The 17,509-nt window shown below is 69.6% G+C and carries 19 protein-coding genes and 1 pseudogene; 10 read left to right on the top strand and 10 right to left on the bottom strand.

The genetic code is table 11. The features are described 5' to 3' along the window. Window positions 1–170 precede the first annotated feature (170 nt). Window positions 171–827: a TetR/AcrR family transcriptional regulator gene (locus ACBI99_RS19060; RefSeq protein WP_375072923.1), complete on the bottom strand. Its 657-nt coding sequence runs from the start codon at window positions 825–827 to the stop codon at window positions 171–173. A gap of 116 nt (window positions 828–943) precedes the next feature. Between ACBI99_RS19060 and ACBI99_RS19065 the strand changes: the two genes are divergently transcribed. Continuing rightward, a complete protein-coding gene (locus ACBI99_RS19065) occupies window positions 944–1,678 on the top strand; it encodes an SDR family oxidoreductase (RefSeq protein ID WP_364183269.1) in 735 nt (244 codons plus the stop codon). A gap of 502 nt (window positions 1,679–2,180) precedes the next feature. Here ACBI99_RS19065 and erm read toward each other — a convergent pair. Together erm and ACBI99_RS19075 are read right to left on the bottom strand one after the other, a co-directional pair. Further along, window positions 2,181–3,002, bottom strand: coding sequence for an ErmE/ErmH/ErmO/ErmR family 23S rRNA (adenine(2058)-N(6))-methyltransferase (erm, locus tag ACBI99_RS19070; RefSeq protein WP_375072924.1), 822 nt, complete (start codon window positions 3,000–3,002; stop codon window positions 2,181–2,183). Window positions 3,003–3,070: 68 nt separating this feature from the next. Then, entirely contained in the window at window positions 3,071–3,886 is an 816-nt protein-coding gene (locus ACBI99_RS19075; protein WP_219508555.1) for an SDR family NAD(P)-dependent oxidoreductase, read from the bottom strand. A gap of 115 nt (window positions 3,887–4,001) precedes the next feature. Here ACBI99_RS19075 and ACBI99_RS19080 point away from each other — a divergent pair, with 115 nt between their 5' ends. The 3 genes from ACBI99_RS19080 to ACBI99_RS19090 all read left to right on the top strand — a co-directional run bounded on the left by ACBI99_RS19080 (window position 4,002) and on the right by ACBI99_RS19090 (window position 5,788). Beyond that, a complete protein-coding gene (locus ACBI99_RS19080; RefSeq protein ID WP_219508554.1) occupies window positions 4,002–4,616 on the top strand; it encodes a TetR/AcrR family transcriptional regulator in 615 nt (204 codons plus the stop codon). A 223-nt stretch (window positions 4,617–4,839) separates the two neighbouring features. Further along, on the top strand, window positions 4,840–5,322 hold the full coding sequence (locus ACBI99_RS19085; protein WP_375072925.1) for a class I SAM-dependent methyltransferase: 483 nt from the start codon (window positions 4,840–4,842) through the stop codon (window positions 5,320–5,322). After that, complete coding sequence (locus ACBI99_RS19090) at window positions 5,237–5,788, top strand: GNAT family N-acetyltransferase (protein ID WP_219508552.1); 552 nt, start codon at window positions 5,237–5,239, stop codon at window positions 5,786–5,788. The genes ACBI99_RS19085 and ACBI99_RS19090 overlap by 86 nt, the downstream gene beginning before the upstream one ends. Before the next feature lie 195 nt (window positions 5,789–5,983). On the opposite strand, the gene ACBI99_RS19095 is transcribed toward ACBI99_RS19090, so the two are convergent. Next, window positions 5,984–6,436, bottom strand: coding sequence for a MarR family winged helix-turn-helix transcriptional regulator (locus ACBI99_RS19095; RefSeq protein WP_219508551.1), 453 nt, complete (start codon window positions 6,434–6,436; stop codon window positions 5,984–5,986). A gap of 67 nt (window positions 6,437–6,503) precedes the next feature. On the opposite strand from ACBI99_RS19095, the gene ACBI99_RS19100 reads away from it, so the two are divergent. Next, the gene (locus tag ACBI99_RS19100) at window positions 6,504–7,046 is read left to right on the top strand and encodes an isochorismatase family protein (RefSeq protein ID WP_375072926.1); all 543 of its coding nucleotides are present in this window, start codon (window positions 6,504–6,506) and stop codon (window positions 7,044–7,046) included. A 34-nt stretch (window positions 7,047–7,080) separates the two neighbouring features. Next, window positions 7,081–7,800, top strand: a complete 720-nt coding sequence (locus tag ACBI99_RS19105; RefSeq protein WP_375072927.1) for an MBL fold metallo-hydrolase — start codon at window positions 7,081–7,083, stop codon at window positions 7,798–7,800. A gap of 1,003 nt (window positions 7,801–8,803) precedes the next feature. Here the strand turns inward: ACBI99_RS19105 and ACBI99_RS19110 are convergent. Beyond that, window positions 8,804–9,736, bottom strand: coding sequence for a LysR family transcriptional regulator (locus ACBI99_RS19110; RefSeq protein ID WP_357592529.1), 933 nt, complete (start codon window positions 9,734–9,736; stop codon window positions 8,804–8,806). Window positions 9,737–9,824: 88 nt separating this feature from the next. On the opposite strand from ACBI99_RS19110, the gene ACBI99_RS19115 reads away from it, so the two are divergent. Then, window positions 9,825–10,748 (top strand): zinc-binding dehydrogenase, encoded by a 924-nt coding sequence (locus ACBI99_RS19115; RefSeq protein WP_375072928.1) that lies wholly within the window; start codon window positions 9,825–9,827, stop codon window positions 10,746–10,748. Beyond that, window positions 10,745–11,725, top strand: a complete 981-nt coding sequence (locus tag ACBI99_RS19120) for an alpha/beta hydrolase (RefSeq protein ID WP_375072929.1) — start codon at window positions 10,745–10,747, stop codon at window positions 11,723–11,725. Before ACBI99_RS19115 ends, ACBI99_RS19120 begins: the two co-directional genes overlap by 4 nt. 546 nt (window positions 11,726–12,271) lie before the next feature. Here ACBI99_RS19120 and ACBI99_RS19125 read toward each other — a convergent pair. Beyond that, window positions 12,272–12,586 (bottom strand): hypothetical protein, encoded by a 315-nt coding sequence (locus ACBI99_RS19125; protein WP_375072930.1) that lies wholly within the window; start codon window positions 12,584–12,586, stop codon window positions 12,272–12,274. 136 nt (window positions 12,587–12,722) lie between these two features. On the opposite strand from ACBI99_RS19125, the gene ACBI99_RS19130 reads away from it, so the two are divergent. Then, complete coding sequence (locus ACBI99_RS19130) at window positions 12,723–12,920, top strand: hypothetical protein (protein ID WP_219519848.1); 198 nt, start codon at window positions 12,723–12,725, stop codon at window positions 12,918–12,920. A gap of 26 nt (window positions 12,921–12,946) precedes the next feature. On the opposite strand, the gene ACBI99_RS19135 is transcribed toward ACBI99_RS19130, so the two are convergent. From ACBI99_RS19135 to ACBI99_RS19145, 3 genes are all read right to left on the bottom strand, one after another. Then, on the bottom strand, window positions 12,947–13,636 hold the full coding sequence (locus ACBI99_RS19135) for a hypothetical protein (RefSeq protein ID WP_375072931.1): 690 nt from the start codon (window positions 13,634–13,636) through the stop codon (window positions 12,947–12,949). 95 nt (window positions 13,637–13,731) lie between these two features. Next, window positions 13,732–14,355: a YdeI family protein gene (locus ACBI99_RS19140; protein ID WP_375072932.1), complete on the bottom strand. Its 624-nt coding sequence runs from the start codon at window positions 14,353–14,355 to the stop codon at window positions 13,732–13,734. Between the two features lie 153 nt (window positions 14,356–14,508). After that, the gene (locus ACBI99_RS19145) at window positions 14,509–14,958 is read right to left on the bottom strand and encodes a carboxymuconolactone decarboxylase family protein (protein WP_219519855.1); all 450 of its coding nucleotides are present in this window, start codon (window positions 14,956–14,958) and stop codon (window positions 14,509–14,511) included. Between the two features lie 173 nt (window positions 14,959–15,131). On the opposite strand from ACBI99_RS19145, the gene ACBI99_RS19150 reads away from it, so the two are divergent. After that, the gene (locus ACBI99_RS19150) at window positions 15,132–16,082 is read left to right on the top strand and encodes a YafY family protein (RefSeq protein ID WP_357592545.1); all 951 of its coding nucleotides are present in this window, start codon (window positions 15,132–15,134) and stop codon (window positions 16,080–16,082) included. 312 nt (window positions 16,083–16,394) lie between these two features. Here ACBI99_RS19150 and ACBI99_RS19155 read toward each other — a convergent pair. Next, window positions 16,395–17,328, bottom strand: a pseudogene (locus tag ACBI99_RS19155) (IS5 family transposase). Between the last annotated feature and the right edge of the window lie 181 nt (window positions 17,329–17,509).

Genomic DNA, 17,509 nt, shown 5'->3' on the forward strand with positions numbered 1-17,509 from the left:
ATGGGTTCAGCGGTGAATCGATGGGGGAGCGCCGGTGGACCACCGCCGTGTAGGAGTTTTACGGGCCGCATGACGACGCTGTCGGTCTTGTCCGTCTCACGCAGGCGTTCGCGCGCTCCACCCGAGCACGGCTAGAAGGAAGACCAGCGGAACTGCGATCACAAGCCTCGTCATGGCTGCCACGATGGCCCGGTGGCGATCGCGCGGCAGAGCCGGTCCGCGTCCCACGCGGGTTCTCCCAGGTCGAGCCGGTCCGGCGCTCGGAACCCGTCCAGCGCCAGGTGAACGTGGCGCCGCCACAGGGACGGGGCGGCGTGCCGGGTGGCCTCGGCTACCGTGCTGCTCGCCCACAACAGCAGGAAGAGGTCCGCGCCGGTGACGTCCGGGCGGACGACGCCGGCCGCCTGCGCCCGCGCCAGCACCCGTTGCGCGAGCGCACAGATTTCGCTGTGCGCCGTCTCGGTGCGGTCGTCGCCGGGGAAGCGCCGTGCCAGGAAGTCGGCGAACGCCCGGTCCCCGGCCTGGGCCGTACACAGGACTTCGAGCAGGCCGTGGAAGGCCTGCCACGGATCCTCCAGGCCGAGCGCGGCCTCCACCTCCTCGATCACGTGGCGCAGCTTCGGCTCGAGCACCGCGCACAGCAGGTCCAGGCGCGTCGGGAAGTGCCGGTAGAGGGTGCCGACCACCAGGCCCGCCTCGCGTGCGATGCCGTCGAGGGCGGCCTGTGCGCCCTGCCCGGCGAACGCGCTTCGGGCGCACTCGAGCAGCCGCTCACGGTTGCGGCGGGCATCCCGGCGAGCGGGCAGCGGGTTCCCTGCGGCAGACATGAAGTCACCGTAGCAAGGTGCGATACGTCTCAAATTTGAGGGTGCTCTCATTTTCGCTACAGTGAGCAGCACCCAAAATGAGAGCATGCTCATTTTTCAAGACAGGGGAGAGCGACATGGCGAAGCTCGGCGGGAAGGTCGCGGTGATCACCGGCGCAACCTCTGGGCTGGCACTGGCGACGGCGAAGCTGTTCGTCCAGGAAGGCGCCCACGTGTTCATCACCGGCCGCCGCCAGGACCGGCTGGACGCGGCGGTGGCCGCCATCGGCCACGGCGTGACCGGCGTGCTCGGCGACGTCGGCCAGATCTCCGACGTGACCCGACTGGCCGAGGTCGTGGCCGTCGAAGCGGGCCGGGTGGACGTGCTCATCGCCAGCGCCGGCGTCTGGACGTGGAACGAGCACATCGGCGACGTGACCGAGCAGTCGTTCGACGCCGTGTTCGGGGTGAACGTGCGGGGGACGTTCTTCACCGTGCAGAAACTGCTGCCATTGCTGTCCGACGGCGCCTCGATCGTGCTCATCGGGTCGGGCGCCGCGGACAAGGGCGATCCGGGAACGACCGTCTACGCGGCGAGCAAGGCGGCGCTGCGGTCGTTCGCCCGGACCTGGACCACCGACTTGAAGCAGCGCGGAATCCGGGTCAACGTCCTCAGCCCCGCCGCGATCGACACCGCCGCGTTCGCGGACCTCCCCCCGGGGTTCAAGGAGCAGATCGCCTCGCGGGTGCCTGTCGGCCGCCTCGGTGACGAGCATGAGATCGCCACCGCGGCGCTCTTCCTGGCCTCCGCGGACTCGAGCTTCGTCACCGGCATCGACCTGCCCGTCGACGGCGGGATCGGCCAGGTCTGACCACTGGCAAGGCGCCGAAGGCGACGTCGATGCCGGCGTCGGGGCATGACGAGCATCCGAACGAAAAGTCCCGTTAGCGGAGCGGCGTTGTGCGGCTTGCCGTGGCTTTCCGTTCATATGGCGGGCGTCGGGATCTCGCCGACCTCCTCGCGACGCGCGCCTCGTACCGGGGGAACTGGGCCGTGATGTAGGCGATCTCCGGGGCCATTCCAGTCGGCCTGTTTAAGCAGGGTCATCGTGTCCCCCTGCCCAGGGGCGGCAGAGTGTGGCTGGTGGGTGTCTGCGATTGGACCTGGTCGTGGGGGCGTAATCGACCGGTTGTGCCCCCACAGGGTTTCGGATTGACGTTGTGGATCAGGCTCTCATCGCGCTGCCGTGGCCGCGATCATGTTCAGGCGGAGACTCGCCCGGCGGAAGACTTCTCGGGCACGCACCGGCATCGGCGGATATGTCGACGACAGGTGACAGTGTTTGCCGGTCTGCTGCCACAGCGCAGGGCGGGTCACCAGTACAGGCGCTGCCACAGCGCGATCCACTGGTCTGGGTGAACGTGTCCGACGACGGCGTCACGAGGCACGCCGGCCGCCGCCAGGGCGGCGTCCACTCCTCGGTGACGCGTCCTCAGCGAGGCGCGCACCGAGCCGCCGAGCCCGCTGAAGCCCAGCTCGACCAGTTCCTGGTAGGTGCGGCGGCCGCGTACCAAAGGTTCGGGCCTACGCTCGATCCGCAGGATCGCCGAGTCGACCGACGGTACCGGCCGGAAGGACCTCCGGTTCACCGTGGGGCCGAGCCGCCAGTGAAACCATGGCCACGACCGCACGGTCACACGGCTCCAGCGGCCGTAGCCGCCCGCGCGTTTGCGGGCGTACTCGCGCTGGGTGAGCAGCGTGGCCGAGGTCAGGGACGGCGCCCCCAAGCACCAGTTCACGACCTTCGACGTCGCCGAGTACGGTATGTTCCCCACGACCGCGAACGGCCGTCCCGGCACCGGCGCGGTGGTGAAGTCGCCGTGCACCACCGCGACCCGGGGATCGTCGCGTGTGCGTGCGGTCAGCCGCCGGGCCAGGCGCGGATCGATCTCGTAGCCGATCACTCGCGCGCCCGCACCGGCCAGCGCCAGGGTCAGCGCTCCAGCGCCCGCCCCCGGCTCCAGCACCAGCCCCGCCGGGTCTGCTGCCCTGATCACGAGATCGATGGCCTGGCGGTCGACCAGGAAGTTCTGTGAGAGCGTGCGCCGCGCCCGGTCCGCGGTGGTGCGGGCGCCGCCGGCCCTGCTCGTGGTCCGGGTGGATGGCCGGTCACCGAAGGCGGGATCACGCGTCACCGTCCCGCCCTGCCGGGGTGTTCCGTCGGGAGCGCCCCGGCAGGCGTGCTCTGTTCGTCCTGCGCGGGTCATCCCGGCGCTCTGCGGCTGAGGTGCTCCCAGGCACGGTACTCCGCGACCCGGTCCTGGAGGTCCTGCTGGACCATGTCGTAGGACGCGGCGCCGACGATGAGACGCCGCGGCGGCTCCGGCAGGTCCACCAGCTCCATGATCACCGGAGCGGCGGTCTCCGGGGCGGGACCGGCCTCATCGCCCCACATCTCGATCAGCTTGTCGCGCAGCTCCTGATAGTGCGGGGCGGATGCGGTCATCGTGGTGCCCGTGGTGAACAGGCCGGTGTCGTAGCCGCCCATCTGCACGATGGTCAGCTTGATGCCGAACTGCTCGACCTCTCCCGCCACGGCCTCGGAGACCGAGTCGAGCGCCGACTTGCCGGCCGCGTACAGGCCGACCATGGGGAAGCCGCCGCCGGTGCCCATCGTGGTGACCTGCAGAATGCGGCCGGAGCCCTGGGAGCGCAGGTGGGGGAGCACGGCCTGGGTGACCCAGATCGCGCCGAACAGGTTGACGTCGAAGTGGGATCTGATCTGCTCTTCCGTCGCCTCCTCCAGCATGCCCAGGAGCATGACGCCGGCGTTGTTGACCACGATGTCGAGCTTGCCGAAGGCCGCTGCCGCCCGATCCACGCCCGCGAACACGGCCGCGCGGTCGGTGACGTCGAGCGGCAGCGGTACCAGGTCGCCGGGATGGCGCCGGGCCAGATCGGCGAGCGGCTCGACGTTGCGCGCGGCCCCGACCACCCGGTCGCCCGCTTGCAGCGCCGCCTCCGTGAACGCCCGGCCCAGTCCTCGTGACGCGCCCGTGATGAACCACACCCGGGTCATGGGCTCCACCTCCTCGTGTTCGGGTCCAGCTCCAACGAAGCAAGACGGTACGTCTCGCCTCGCCATAGTGTCAAGACGGTACGTCTCGCCTCGCAAGGGTGTTATGATCCGGCACATGGCCAAGCAGCCCAACCCCGCGCGCCGCAGCCAGCGCTCCCGGCAGGCCATCCTGACCGCCGCCCGCGAGCTGGTCTCCGAGGTGGGATATGCCAAGCTGACCATCGAGGCCATCGCGACCCGGGCCGGCGTAGGCAAGCAGACGATCTACCGCTGGTGGCCATCCAAGGGCGCGGTGGTCCTGGACGCCTTCCTGGCGCTCAGCGAGAGCGGGCCGGAGCAGGACATGGCGCTGCCCGACACCGGCGACCTGAAGGCCGACCTCAGGGTGGTCATGCGGGCTACGGTGGCCGAGTTCGCCGATCCCGCGTTCGAGGGGCCGATCCGCGCGCTCAACACCGAGATCATCAACGATCCGGCACTCGCCGCCCAATACCGCGAGAAACTGGCCGGGCCGGTCGACGAGGCCAAGAAGGCCCGGCTGCGCAGCGCCCAGCGAGCCGGCCAACTCGCCCCCGACGCCGACCTCGACCTGGCTCTGGAGCTGCTGTACGGCCCTGTCTACCAGCGCTGGCTACTCCGCTCCGGCCCGCTCACCCCGCAGTACGCCGACGCCCTCGTCGACGCCTTCCTCAAAGCCATGCGACCGGGCATCGGCGGTTCTGCCCACTGATCAATGCGGCCCGCCTTGAGGTCACGGCCGCCGAATCGACCATCCGCCGGTGCGGCACCTCCAGCCCCACTCCGAGGATTTCTGCGGCGAGCCCCAGCGCATTCCTGCCCGAGGCGCCGCCGGCTCCTGCGCCGGCGTTCCAGATCCGAGGAGCGCCGGCCTTCGGGCACCTCCAGCAGCATCTCCAGGACAGCATGCGCGCAGCGTGTCGGGGGCCAGAGAGATGCGGAACGGATCCGGCGTTAACGACCATCAGCACGCCGCGCAGACGCTTGGGCATCCGGGTGAGCGCGTACGCCATGCAGTAGGCCTCGCCATCGCCGAGCTCGCCCGCCTGGCCACCCGGGGCCACGTCTACGGTGTCGACCACTCACAGGTCATGGTCAGCCAGGCCCGCCGGCGCAACGCCGCCGCCGTCCGGGCTCACCGCGTCCACCTCACGCAAGCGTCCGTGGACCAGCTGCCGGGCTTCGACCGTCCGCTCGACGCCATCCTCGCCGTCAACTCCAGCTCCAGGACCTGCTCACAGAGGCCGGCTTCGCCCACCCCCGGGTCGAGGTCCTCGACATCGACCCGCCCGCGGCCTGTCTTCTCGCCGACAACCCGACCAGGATGCCGTCATGAGCGCCGACGACATCCCAGCCGCCCTGCCCGCCGACATCCGCCTCACCGGTCTCGGACTCGTCCTGCGGGAGTGGACCGATGACGACCTGCCCGTGATGGTCGAGCTGTTCAACGACCCTCAGGTCGACCTCTGGACCCCGCTGCGCTTCCCCTTCGACCAAGAAGCCGCCCGCGCGTACCTGGCCCAGGCCCGGCAGCGCCGCTCCGACGGCCTGTACGTCCAACTGGCCATCACCGCCGACGGTGACGCACCGATGGGCGAGATCCTGCTCTTCCGGACCGGGAGCCCCGGCGAGGCCGAACTCGCCTACGCCGTCGGCCCGCGCCACCGCCGGCGACGCCTGGCCACCCGCGCAGTGCAGCTGATCACCGGCTACGCGTACGACGTCCTGGGGATGGATCACGTCCTCCTGCGCATCGCCCAGGAGAACCGGGGCAGCGTCGCCGTAGCCCACAGCGCCGGTTTCGCGCTCACCGCCGCCACCCCCGTCACGCGGGCAGGTAGCCGACATCCCCTCCACACCTGGCGGCATCACCGCGCTGAGTGAAAGGGGGATCGGGACCTGCCCGGCGGTGAGAGCAGCCACCAGTTCATGCACCGTGATCGCGGCCAGGGCGGTTCACCGAGATCGGAGACCTCGACTTTGTCGCGCTCCATTCACCTGCCGGAACTGGCGCCCCGTCGAACGGCGGCATTGGCTCTCCGTCGAGGACGACGAGGCCCTTCGCGCCGCAGCGTCTGATCATTCGCGTACGGGCAGGCCGTGGGAGGCCGCCAGGTGACCGAGGGCCGCGCTCAGTGCGCCCTGCTGGGACGAGGTGAGGTCGGCGACGAGCTTCGCGTCGAGGGCGAGCGCCATGGCCGTGCATTCCGCGAGGAGATCGCGTCCCTGGCCGGTGAGGCTCAGGATCTGGCGGCGGCGGTCGGCGGGGTCGCGGAGGCGCTCGACGGCTCCCATGGACTCGAGGTGGTCGGCAAGGGCCACGACGAGGCTGGGCGCCACCCGCATCAGCTTGGCGATCTCGAGCTGCGAGGCGGCCAATCCCAGGTCGAGGACTCCCAGCAGGCCGACGTGCTTGGGCTTCAGACCGTGGACGGCCAGAGCCTCCGCGTACTGATCGGCGACCAGGGCGCCCACGGCGCCTAGCCGGAAGCTGAGCGTCTCGGTCAACTTGACATCGTTCACCAACAGCATGCTACCGTCATCAAATCATTCAAACTATGAACGATTTGAGATGAGAACAATGCTCGACCATCGCACTGTGCAGATCGTCTTCGCCGATCTGCAGGACGGCATCGTGGCCCTGAGCGGCACCAACAGCCCAGAGACCATCAGGCGCTCGGCCGGGGTGCTCGCCAAGGTCGCGCAGGCGCTGGACATCCCGTTCACCGTGTCGGTCGCGCCCAGGCCCGACGGGCCCGGCGTCATCGTCGAACTTCCCGAAACGCCCCCATTCGTGCGCGGCGGGCCGTGCTGCTGGGACGACCGGGCATGGCGCGCGGCCATCGCCGCCGAGGGCCGCAAGACGTTGGTCATCTGCGGCGTGACCTCGGAGATCGTGGTCCTTCACACCGCGCTCGACGCCCTGGCCGACGGCTGTGACGTGATCGTCCCGGTCGACGCGTGCGGCGGCATGTCGGAGCGTACGGAGAACGCCGCATTTCGCCAGATCGAGGCCGCGGGCGGCACGGCGACGTCGGTGGCGAGCTTCGTCACGAGCATGGTGCGCGACTTCACCGACCCCACCGGCCGCACCGTCATCACCGCACTGCACGACCTGATCGGCCGGCGACCACAGTCCTAGCCGCTCCCCGACCACGCCTTCAGAAAGAGGTCCTATGAAACTCGCAGCCCATCTGCACCGCCTTGGCAACGATCTCGTCGCGTGCTACCTCGTCGACACCCCCGAGGGCATCACGCTCATCGACGCCGGACTGCCCGGCCACTGGCGGGATCTGCAGGCCGAACTCCGTTCGCTCGGCAAGTCCGTCGACGACATCCGCGGGCTGGTGCTGACCCACGGCGACTCCGACCACATCGGGTTCGCCGAGCGCCTGCGCAGCGAACACGGCGTACCGGTGTTCGTGCATGCCGCCGACGCGGCCCGCACCCGTACGGGAGAGAAGCCCAAGACCGCGTGGGGCCCCATGCGTCTCGGCCCGACGCTCGGCTTCTTCGGTTACGCCATCCGCAAGAACGGCCTGCGCACCCGCTACGTCAGCGAGGTCACCACGATCGCTGATGGCGACGTCCTGGACCTGCCCGGGAGCCCGGTGATCGTGGGCATGCCTGGGCACTCGCCGGGAAGCGTGGCGGTGCACGTCCCGATCGCCGACGCGCTCTTCGTCGGCGACGCCCTGACCACGCGGCACGTCCTCACCGGGCGTGAAGGCCCCCAGGCGGCGCCCTTCACCGACGACCCGGCCACAGCACTCTCCTCCCTGAACCGCATCGCTGGGCTGCCGGCCTCGTGGGTGCTTCCCGGCCACGGCGCCCCCTGGCGCACCTCGCCACCTCAAGTGAGCGAGGCGGTTCGGTCCGCAGGGGCTGCGGCTTGACCGGTGAGGTGGGGGCGATCTTCAGCCGGTCCGCTTCTTCCGGTCGCGTCCCCGGTTCCCGTCCCTGCCGCCCGGCCCGCTGCAAGCCCGTCGGCTGGCGGCCGGGCCCGAGCGACGCCTGACCCGGCCTCCGGCGCGGCCAGGTCGACCCCGGCGGGACCGGTCGGCCCACACGCTTCGACATACCTTCGACATACCTCTCATTGCTAGCGTCGCCACCACTCACAAGCGTCAAGCACCCGCAAGGAGATCCTGCATGCGCAAAATTGCCGCGTCGCTCACTCTGATCGTCAGTGCCTTCATCGTCACTACGCCAAGTCCCGCTGCCGCCGCACCTACCGGGTGCTCAGTGTGGAAGGCGTACAGCGGCAGCTCGGAGGGAGGCGGAGCCAAATGCACCGGCGGTACGGGGCATTTCAGGGTCCTGGCCTACTGCACGGCCGATCCTTCCAATGGCTGGGGGACCCTCTATCGCGGGAACTGGGCGTATCCCGGGAACTACAGCTACAAGTGGTGTCCGAGCAGCCAGCGCCATGTGGTCGGTGTCGCCCTTGAGAAGGCGAACTGGTAGCAGGCTCGCCGGTCCCGCCGTCAGCACGCCATAGCCTTAGGCGCTCGACGTGCAGGATGCCTGGTCCGCCTGCGGCCAACGCCTCTTCCTCTTTCCAGGGGAGAGCGACATGACATCAAGACAGGCCTCACGGAGCCGCCGGCATCTGCGTGTCCGCCGCCGACGAACTGGTTCTGATCAGCCATGACGGAGCGCACTGGAGTCCTCGTTGGGGTTCATTCAGGCCGTTCTGCGAGATCCGCAGTGGGCCGGCAAGCTGACGGAGGAAGACCGGCGAGCCCTCAGCCCGCTGTTCTGGGCTCATGTGAACCCCTACGGACATGGAGACCCGGCTCGATCTCACCGCGGCGTGAGCGGACCTCCGGACGGGACCGTGCGGTGGTTCTGGCCCCACCTCATGTTTCTGCGCCGCCTACTAACTACGCGATCGCCTTAGCCGGCGTCCGTGCTGTGGCGTTCGGGTAGCCAATCGCGGGCGGGATCGTGTTCCAGCCATCGGTTGCGCTCGGCCTCCGTCACGAAGGCGCTTGTCAAGGTGTCCAGCAGTGGGTGGCCGCCGTTGTCGCGCCAGAGCAGTGACCAGGCGTACAGCGGTGTGGGGTCGATCAGCGGGATCGAGCGGATCGCCGGGTGCGGCGGGAGGGGGATGTCTGCGGGCAGCAGGCTGAAGCGGTGCATGTCGGCTGCCAGATCGGCCAGGAAGCGGTCCAGCCCCAGGTTCGTGCCTTCGGCGTGCTGGTGGATGCCGAAGGCCATGGCGAAGCGGTGCAGGAAGTCCAGCCGGTGGAGCGCGCCGGGGGTCCACAGTACGCCGTCGCGCAACTGCGCCGGACGGATCGCGGGCGCGTTCGCCAGCGGGTGATCGGCGTGGAGGATGGCGTCCACGGGTTCCAGCCGCACCAGGCGATGGGTCAGCCCGGCGGGCAGCGGCGCGTGGACGCGGCCGAAGGCGGCGTCGATGTCGCCGTGCAGCAGCGCGGTGATCACCGACGGCAGGTCTCGGCCGTGGCCCAGTTCCAGCCGCGGCTCGCCGGTCGCCACCTGGGCCAGGGTGCGCATGGGCGCGTACAGGTGGCCCCACACGTCGATCCGCAACGGGCGGTGCGTGTCCAGCACAGCCGCCACGGCCAGGTCGGCTGCGGCCAGCGCCTGCCGGGCGGGCTCCAAGAAACGCTGGCCGGCCTCGGTGAGGCGCACCCCCTGGCCGCCGCGGTCGAGCAGGCGCCTGCCGAGCGTGGACTCCAGGCGGGCGATCCGTTTGGACAGGGCCTGCTGGGAGATCGACAATTCCTCGGCCGCGTGGCCGAAGTGCAGCCCTTCTGCCGCCTGTACGAACGCGCGCACCTGCGCCAGGTCCAAGTCCACGGCTGTCACCATAGGCGACAACCTATGGTTGTCGGCTCCTCGCGTCCGTTGTTGGCTCAGGTGACCCGCCTGCCGCTTTCATAGCCGCATGCGTAGATTGACCCCTACGGGAGATGCCTCGCGGCCGGTGGAGTTCGCCCAGGCCGCACAGCCCGTGCCCGCCCCGGACGAGGTGCTGATCAAGGTTGAGGCGTTCTCCCCGAATCGCGGAGAGACATTCCTGCTGGAAAGGCCGGAGCCCGGTCTGCAGCCGGGCAAGGACGTCGCAGGACTGGTCGTGCAGGCCGCCGCCGACGGCTCGGGCCCACCGGCCGGCAGCCGGGTGGTGGGCCATCCACCCATGGGCGGCTGGGCCGAGTACGCGGCCGTGCCCACCCACTCGATCGCCGTCCTGCCTGACGGGCTCGCCACCGTGCAGGCGGCCGCCCTGCCACTGGCCGGGATCACCGCGCTGCGGCTGCTTCGCGCTGCCGGCGCCGTGACGGGCAGGCGAGTGCTGCTGACCGGCGCCGCCGGGGGAGTGGGGCACTACCTGACCGAGCTGGCCGCCGCGGCCGGGGCGGAGGTGACCGCGGTGACCGCCACGGCAGAGCGTGGCGCACGCCTGCGCGAGCTGGGCGCCGCCGCGATCGTGCACGACGTGGACGAGACGGACGGGCCGTTCGACGTGGTGCTCGAGTCCACCGGCGGCAACGCGCTCCCGGCCGCGCTGGCCCGGCTGGCGCCGGCCGGCCTACTGGTGTGGTTCGGGCAGGCCAGCCGTACCCCCGCGACGGTGAACTTCTTCGACCTGCTGGCCGGGCCGCAGAACGCCGTGATCCGGCACTTCCACTACGCGGGCACGCCGTACGGTCCTGACCTGGCAACCCTGGTACGTCTGGCGGCCCGCGGGCGGCTGCACCCCGAGATCGGCCGCGTCGCCGACTGGAGCCGGACCGCCGATGTCCTGACCGACCTGCGGGAACGCCGCATCCGCGGCAAGGCCGTACTGACGATCGGAGCATCGCGATGAGCGCCGCGGACTTCGCCGCCGCCAACCTGTCACGCGCCACCGGAGCCGGGCTGGACCCGCACGAGTACCTGCGCGTCACCGGCGAAATGACGGACCTGGACCAGTGGGGCGAGGCTTTCATGCGCGCCGCACGCGAGCACGTGGCGCGCGCCGGGCAGGCGGCCACGGCGATCTCAACAGGCGAGCACCTCCAGGCGGCGGCGCGCTGGTTCCACTTCGCCACCCTGGGACCGAACCGCCAGAGCGCGCTCGCGGCGGCCGAGGCCGACGCCGCCATGGAACGGGCGCTGGAGTTGCTGGAGCCGCAGGCGCGCCGGATCGAAGGGCCGGGCTTCACCGGCTGGCTGCGCGGCCCCGCTGACGCCGCCGCGACGGTGGTGGTGGTCCCGGGGCTGGACTCCGGCAAGGAGGAGTTCCACGACCTCGTCACCGCCCTGCTGCGCCGGGGCCTGGCCGTGTTCGCCATGGACGGGCCGGGACAGGGCGCGCTCGCCGCCACCAGCACCGTCCGCGCCGACTACCACCACGTGATCGGCCAGGTCATCGACACACTCCGCCCGCGGAACGTGGGACTCGTCGGGCTCAGCCTCGGCGGCTACTACGTCGCGGAAAGCGCCGCCGGGGAGAGCCGCGTCGCGGCCGCCGTCACCGTCAGCGGCCCGTTCCGGCTGCACTGGGACGACCTGCCACCTCCCGTACGGGATCTCCTCATTCAGCGGGCCGGTGGCGAAGAGGCGGCCCGCCGCTTCGCCGGCCAGGTGGACGTGTCCGCCCTCGCCCCGCAGATCACCTGCCCGCTGCTGGTCGTCGACGGCGGCCAGGACGTCATCCCCGGCGTGACCAACGGCGAGCCGCTGGCCCGCCTGGCACCGCACGGGCACTACGTGTGCCTGCCACATGGCGACCACCTGCTCGGCAACGCCCGTCCCGACTGGCTGGCCACGGCCGCCGACTGGATCTCTGGAGCACTCGCATGACACGCTTCACCGACAAGACCGCCCTGATCACCGGCGGCACGAGCGGCACGGGACTGGCCGAGCGGCTCACGCCGCGTGGCCGGTGCGTCCCCCCGGCCGGGCGGCGTATCCCGGCAGATCCTTTGGCACTTTTCGACTCATCGCCGCCTCGATCGCGCTCTCACTTCGTCCGCACCGCTGAAACGAGGTCGGACATCAGCGGGCCGGGGATGCCCGCGTCCGAGCCCCGCGGACTCTACTGCGCAGGTGAGCGCGTGGCTCTCGGCATGGTTGAGGTTCGCTCGGCGCCCCTCGTGGCCGAGCAGCTCGCGCGCCACGTAGCCATCTTGTACCGGTAGGGCCTCCTCGATGAGGCGGGCGTAGGCCGGGCGGACCCTCGCGGGGGCGGCGCAGGTGGTGAGATCGACGACCGCAAACCCAGGCGGACACGGAAGACGGCGTGTCCAGGCTCGGCTTGCGGGTTACGTGCGTGGAGTCATAGAGAGTGAGATCAGGAAGATGGCCACTGTCGATGAGGCCACGCGATTCTGAGTCAGTCTGTACGCCCTATGGTCTTATCGACGTGCCAACGATCCGGCAGCGCACGAGGAGTTCCTGATCGGCGAGCCTGTCATCGAGGATCCGGTTCCCGGAGACGACTCCGCAGTCCGTGCGGGTGAGAGTGATCTGCCGGACCCGCAGCGCCTCGCGCTGCCCGGCCTCGCCCGGCGCGTAGAGGCGGTCGCCGGGCAGGTAGTCCCGCAGCGGCAGCCAGCGAGCGCCGTGCGCGAAGGTCAGTTCGCGGGTTCGCTGGACGCGTTCGACCGCGCCACGCACCAGCAGCGACACACTGACGAGGTTCGCGGCCGTCGCCTCGGTCACGCCGACCTGCCTAACGCCGGTCTCCCAGCGGCCCCACGGCAGCGGGGCGCCGACGTTGACCCGCTCGACGCGGAAGGAGTCGTCGCCGGGCGGCGCGGCCTTTCGAGGCTGCTGGGCAAGCGCTGGGGCCTTCCTCGTGGGCCGCAACACCTACGAGGTCATGGCCGGATACTGGCCCACCTCCGACCACCCCTCGGCCAAGGCCGGGAACGAGATCCCCAAGGTCGTGTTCTCCCGCACCCTGAAGTCGGCCGGCGACTGGCCCGAGACCCGGATCGCCAGCGGTGACACTCGCCGAGCTATGGGGAGCGAGCGCGCCGGCGACCTGGAGTAGCAACCGCGCCGCCATCGCCTCCTGACTCACCTGGTGCCATACCAAAAGCGCTGGGCTGCCCCGTCGGTCCCGCCCGACGCCGAACGCCGCAAAGAAAGAACCGACGAGACCCGCGCAGTCGCCAAGACCACCATCCACCGGCTGCTGTCACGTCGCGACATCCCGCTCCGGGAGAAGACGCTGTGGCGGATGCTGTACGAGACCGCCGCCCGGGCCGCCGAAATCGTCGCGTTGAACGTCGTGGACCTCGACCTGGAGCACCGGCGCGCCCCCGTCCGTTCCAAGGGCGGCGCCATCGAATGGGTGTACTGGGACAGCGGCACCGCCCACCTGCTGCCCCGCCTCCTCCGGCTCCCCGACAGGGCGAGCATGGTGGGGCGATCGGCCTTGAAGAACTGCTGGATGAGCAGTTCATGGTTGTCGTGCTGGTAGGCGGTGACCTCCTCGATGTCGGCCAGTTGCGCGGTCGCGCCGCCGGCCCGTTCCACCACCTGGCGGACCGACCCCATCCCCGCGGCCTGCATCCGCACCGCCTTGACCAGCACTTCGACCGCGACACCCAGGCCCGCCCGCTGATCCGGCTCCTCAGCCTCCCTGCATGCCTCGGTGTCTGCGTCCGCGGCACCATCTGAGCCGGTCAGCGCGGCCAGAGCCATCATCACCATCTGCGCGGCCGCGGCCTCGACCGACCCGCCCGGCACCAGGCCCTGCAGCACACCCCGGTAGGTGAGGTTCCGGCTCTGGCCGAACGTCGCGCCGCCATGTGCGTGGGCTTGGAGGAGCGAGGCGGGGGAGAGGCGTGGTCCAGCGTTCAACTGCCGAGGGCGCGCTTTTGTGGGTGGATCGTCTCGCCGCAGGCGAGCATGTCAACGAACTGGGTGATACGGCGGGCTCGGGTCTCGGCGCGTTTGGCGTTCGTGATCCGATAGAGAACGGCGTAGCGGTTCTGGGAGGTGAGGATGTCGAACATCGCTTGTGCCTGGGGTTTCGCGGCCAATGCGGCGGCCAGGTCGGCTGGTACCTCGATGCCGGCTTGTCCCGCGTAGGCCGTGTCCCAGCGGCCGTCGGCCTTGGCGCGTTGGACCTCGGCCATTCCGGCCGGATGCATCCGGCCCTCGCCGATCAGACGGGTGACGATGGAAACGTTCCGCGCTGACCAGGGACTTTGCCTGCCGCGAGGGGTGAAGCGCCGGCAGAAGGTGATCTCATCCCGCCGTCGTAGCCGGCCATCGATCCAGCCGTGGCACAGGGCTTCGTCGAGCGCCTGGTCATAGGTCAGGTTGGTGGGCCGGGTCGTGTTCTGCTTGGCGAGGACCAGCCACACCCCTGCCGAGCTGTCGTGGTGCCTGCTGAGCCACTCCCGCCAGGCTCGGGCATCGGCAACGGTCAGTTCCAGTGGTTCGTTGCTCATCGTCATTGTGCCCCTGATGATCATCAAAGGGATGGTTGTCGGCGGTCACCCGAAGGTGAGAGCCCAGAACGGGGGCCTGCCGGCAGTGGCGCTGGATCGGCCAGCGGTGGAGCCGGCCGATCTCGTCCTTCGCCGCGCCGCCACCGCGTCCTCTGGACGGATGACGGCCGCCCGCCTTCACCAGGCCTTGCCGGCCTGCTCCCGGATCGTGTGGTTGATCCGGTTGAAGAAGTTGGTGATTGCGATGTTCAAGATGATCGCCGACATCTGCTTCTCGTCGAAGTGGGCGGCAGCGGCGTCCCAGATCTCGTCGGTCACGCCCGGCGCGCCATCCTGGATTCGGGTGGCGGCCTCGGTCAGCGCGAGCGCCGCCCGCTCCTCCTCGGTGAAGAACGGGGTCTCGCGCCAGGTGACCACGCTGTGCAGCCGCTCGTCGGTCTCTCCATGCTTCTTCGCCGACTGGACGCCGGCGAACACACACGGGCTGCAGCCGTTGATCTGGCTGGCCCGCAGATGGACCAGCTCGAGCACGAGCGGGTCGACGCCACCGGCGTGAATCGCCTTCTGGAGATGCTGGACCGCTGTGATCACGTCGGGATTCGCCACGCTCTTCATGCGTGCTTCCATCAGTGTTGCTCCTTCATCGGTTACCTCGGCCCGTCCGGTTCCGTCATCTAACGCACCTTGGCGGAGGTCATCGTCGTCATGGACTTTTCGGCCGAGGAGTTCTCGGTCATGCCGGCGACGTTACGGTATGACCCGGTCAGAAACGGTCCTGGTTATCGAGCAGACTGTCCGCCATGGTCAACACCTCGGCGCGGCTGCTGCAGTTGCTGTCATTGCTGTCAACGCGGCAGTCCTGGACGTGCGCTGATCTGGCCGCCCAACTGGAGATCACCGAACGGACGGTTCGCAGGGACATCGCCCGGCTACGTGAACTCGGCTACGGCATCGAATCGGAGATGGGTCCATGGGGCGGCTACCACCTCGGGCCCGGAACCAGCATTCCGCCACTGATCCTCGATGAGGAGGAGGCCCTCGCGGTCGCTGTCGGGCTGCGCACCGCCGCCTTCAGCGGAGTCTCCGGCAGCGACCAAGCAGCCCTGTCGGCGCTGCTGAAACTACGCCAGGTGCTGCCGGCCAGGATCGCCGACCGGCTCGGCGAGTTGGACGCCGCGTTCACCCACACCGCACGACCCGACGACAGCCAGATCTCCCCCGCGCTGCTCCTCGACCTGGCCACCGCGTGCCGGCGAGGCGAACGCACCCAGGTGACCTACCGCGACGGGGCCGGAACGACGTCCACCCGACGAGTGGACCCCCACCGGCTCATCTACACCGGCCGCCGCTGGTATCTCCTCGCCTACGACCTGACGCGGCAGGACTGGCGCACCTTCCGTACCGATCGCATCATCGATGCCACAGCCACCGGGCAGGCCACCGCCCTGCCCGACCCGCCAGATCCAGCACAGATGGTCAGCACGGGCATCGCGCTGAGGCCCTACCCGGTGCGGGTGACCATCCGCCTGGCCGTACCGGCCGATGAGGCCCGCAGGCTGGTGCCACCAACGGTCGGCGTCCACCACCCGGACGGCGATGACGCAACGATCATCGACATCGGCGGGCCAGACGCCGACGGCCTGGCCCGCTATCTGCTCAGCCTCGGCCGACCACTCCAGATACTGCACCCAGAAGAGGTCCGCCAGGCATTCCTCACCCGCACACAACAGCTCCTCAACGACAACCAGTAACAACAAACACCCGCCGATCGCTGACACGGCTACCTGCAGTGACGGATTTTGCCGTTGAGGAACTCGAGGGGTTACCGGAAGGGGTGCACTACCTGGGATAACTACGTGCTGGAACCGAAAAGCCATGTTCTTCGCATATCGCTCACTGGTCCTCAGGACTGGCCGGGGTGGCGGCTTGCCGCAGCTTATGGGAGGTCCAGGCCACCACGGCGGGGCGACGGCCCGGACCTGGGCCTCGAACGCGGCCGCCGCCGCGGCGTCGGGCGGACGGCACGCTCGGCCAGCCATCGTGCCTAGGAGCTGTTTCTTGGATCAGGTTCGGAGCCAGATGACCAGGGCGGCCAGGGTGACGGTGCCGAGGAAGATGTAGGCGCGTTTGTCGTAGCGGGTGGCCACGGCCCGGAAGTTCTTCAGCCTGTTGATCGCCCGTTCGACGACGTTGCGCGCTTTGTAGCGTTCGGCGTTGAAACCGGTTGGCCGTCCTCCTGTTGAGCCTCGTCGGCGGCGATGGGCGCGTTGATCGCGTGGCTCGAGGATGGTGTGGCGGATCTTGCGGCGACGCAGGTAGGAGCGGTTGGCGCGGGAAGAGTACGCCTTGTCCGCGGCCAGGCTGTCAGGCCGGGTGCGTGGGCGTCCCGGTCCCAGCCGGGGTATGCGGATGGTGGCCAGCACTCGCCGGAACTGCGGGCTGTCGCCGTACTGGCCCGGTGGACCAGCGACAGCGCCCGGCAGCGGCCGTCCGCCGATAGATGGATCATGGTGGTGAACCCGCCACGGGAGCGGCCTAAGCACTCCCCAGTCTGACCACCTCCTCCAGCCGGGCGGCCAGCGTCGCCAGCACCGGATCGCCCCGGTTTGTCCCGGCGGTGTCCCCCTTTTGCCGTCCCCGCACGGGCGGGGGCGGTGTGCGGGGCGCGCCGGCGGCGTGCTGGTGGGCCCGCACCGTGGTGGAGTCCACGGAGATGTCCCAGCCCACCCGCCCCTCGGCGTCTTGCTCGGCCTGGATCGCGGCCAGCAGCACCTGCCAGGTGCCATCGGCCGACCAGCGGCGGTGCCGTTTGTAGACCGTGATCCAGGAGCCGAATCGTTCGGGCAGGTCACGCCAGGGCAGGCCGGTGCGGGCCCGATACAGCACGCCGTTGATCGTCCTTCGGTGGTCATTCCACCGCCCGCCCCGCCCGCCGCCCTTGGGAAGCAGCGGTTCGAGCCGTTCCCACTCCGCGTTCGTTAAGTCACCCCGACCCATATGCCCATCGTGACTTCTCAACCACGAACGGTCAGCAGATCTAAGAAACAGCTCCTAGATCGCTGATGTGAAATTTGGTGATCGGCTGCGGGCGTGACGAAGGGCGTCCATGGTCGGTGTGTGAAGACAGACTTGGACGCCCTTCTGACCGCACTCTATGTCTACTTGGACGATCACGTGA

Source organism: Nonomuraea sp. ATR24 (assembly GCF_041950485.1).
In the GTDB taxonomy this organism is placed as follows: Bacteria; Actinomycetota; Actinomycetes; order Streptosporangiales; family Streptosporangiaceae; genus Nonomuraea; species Nonomuraea ceibae.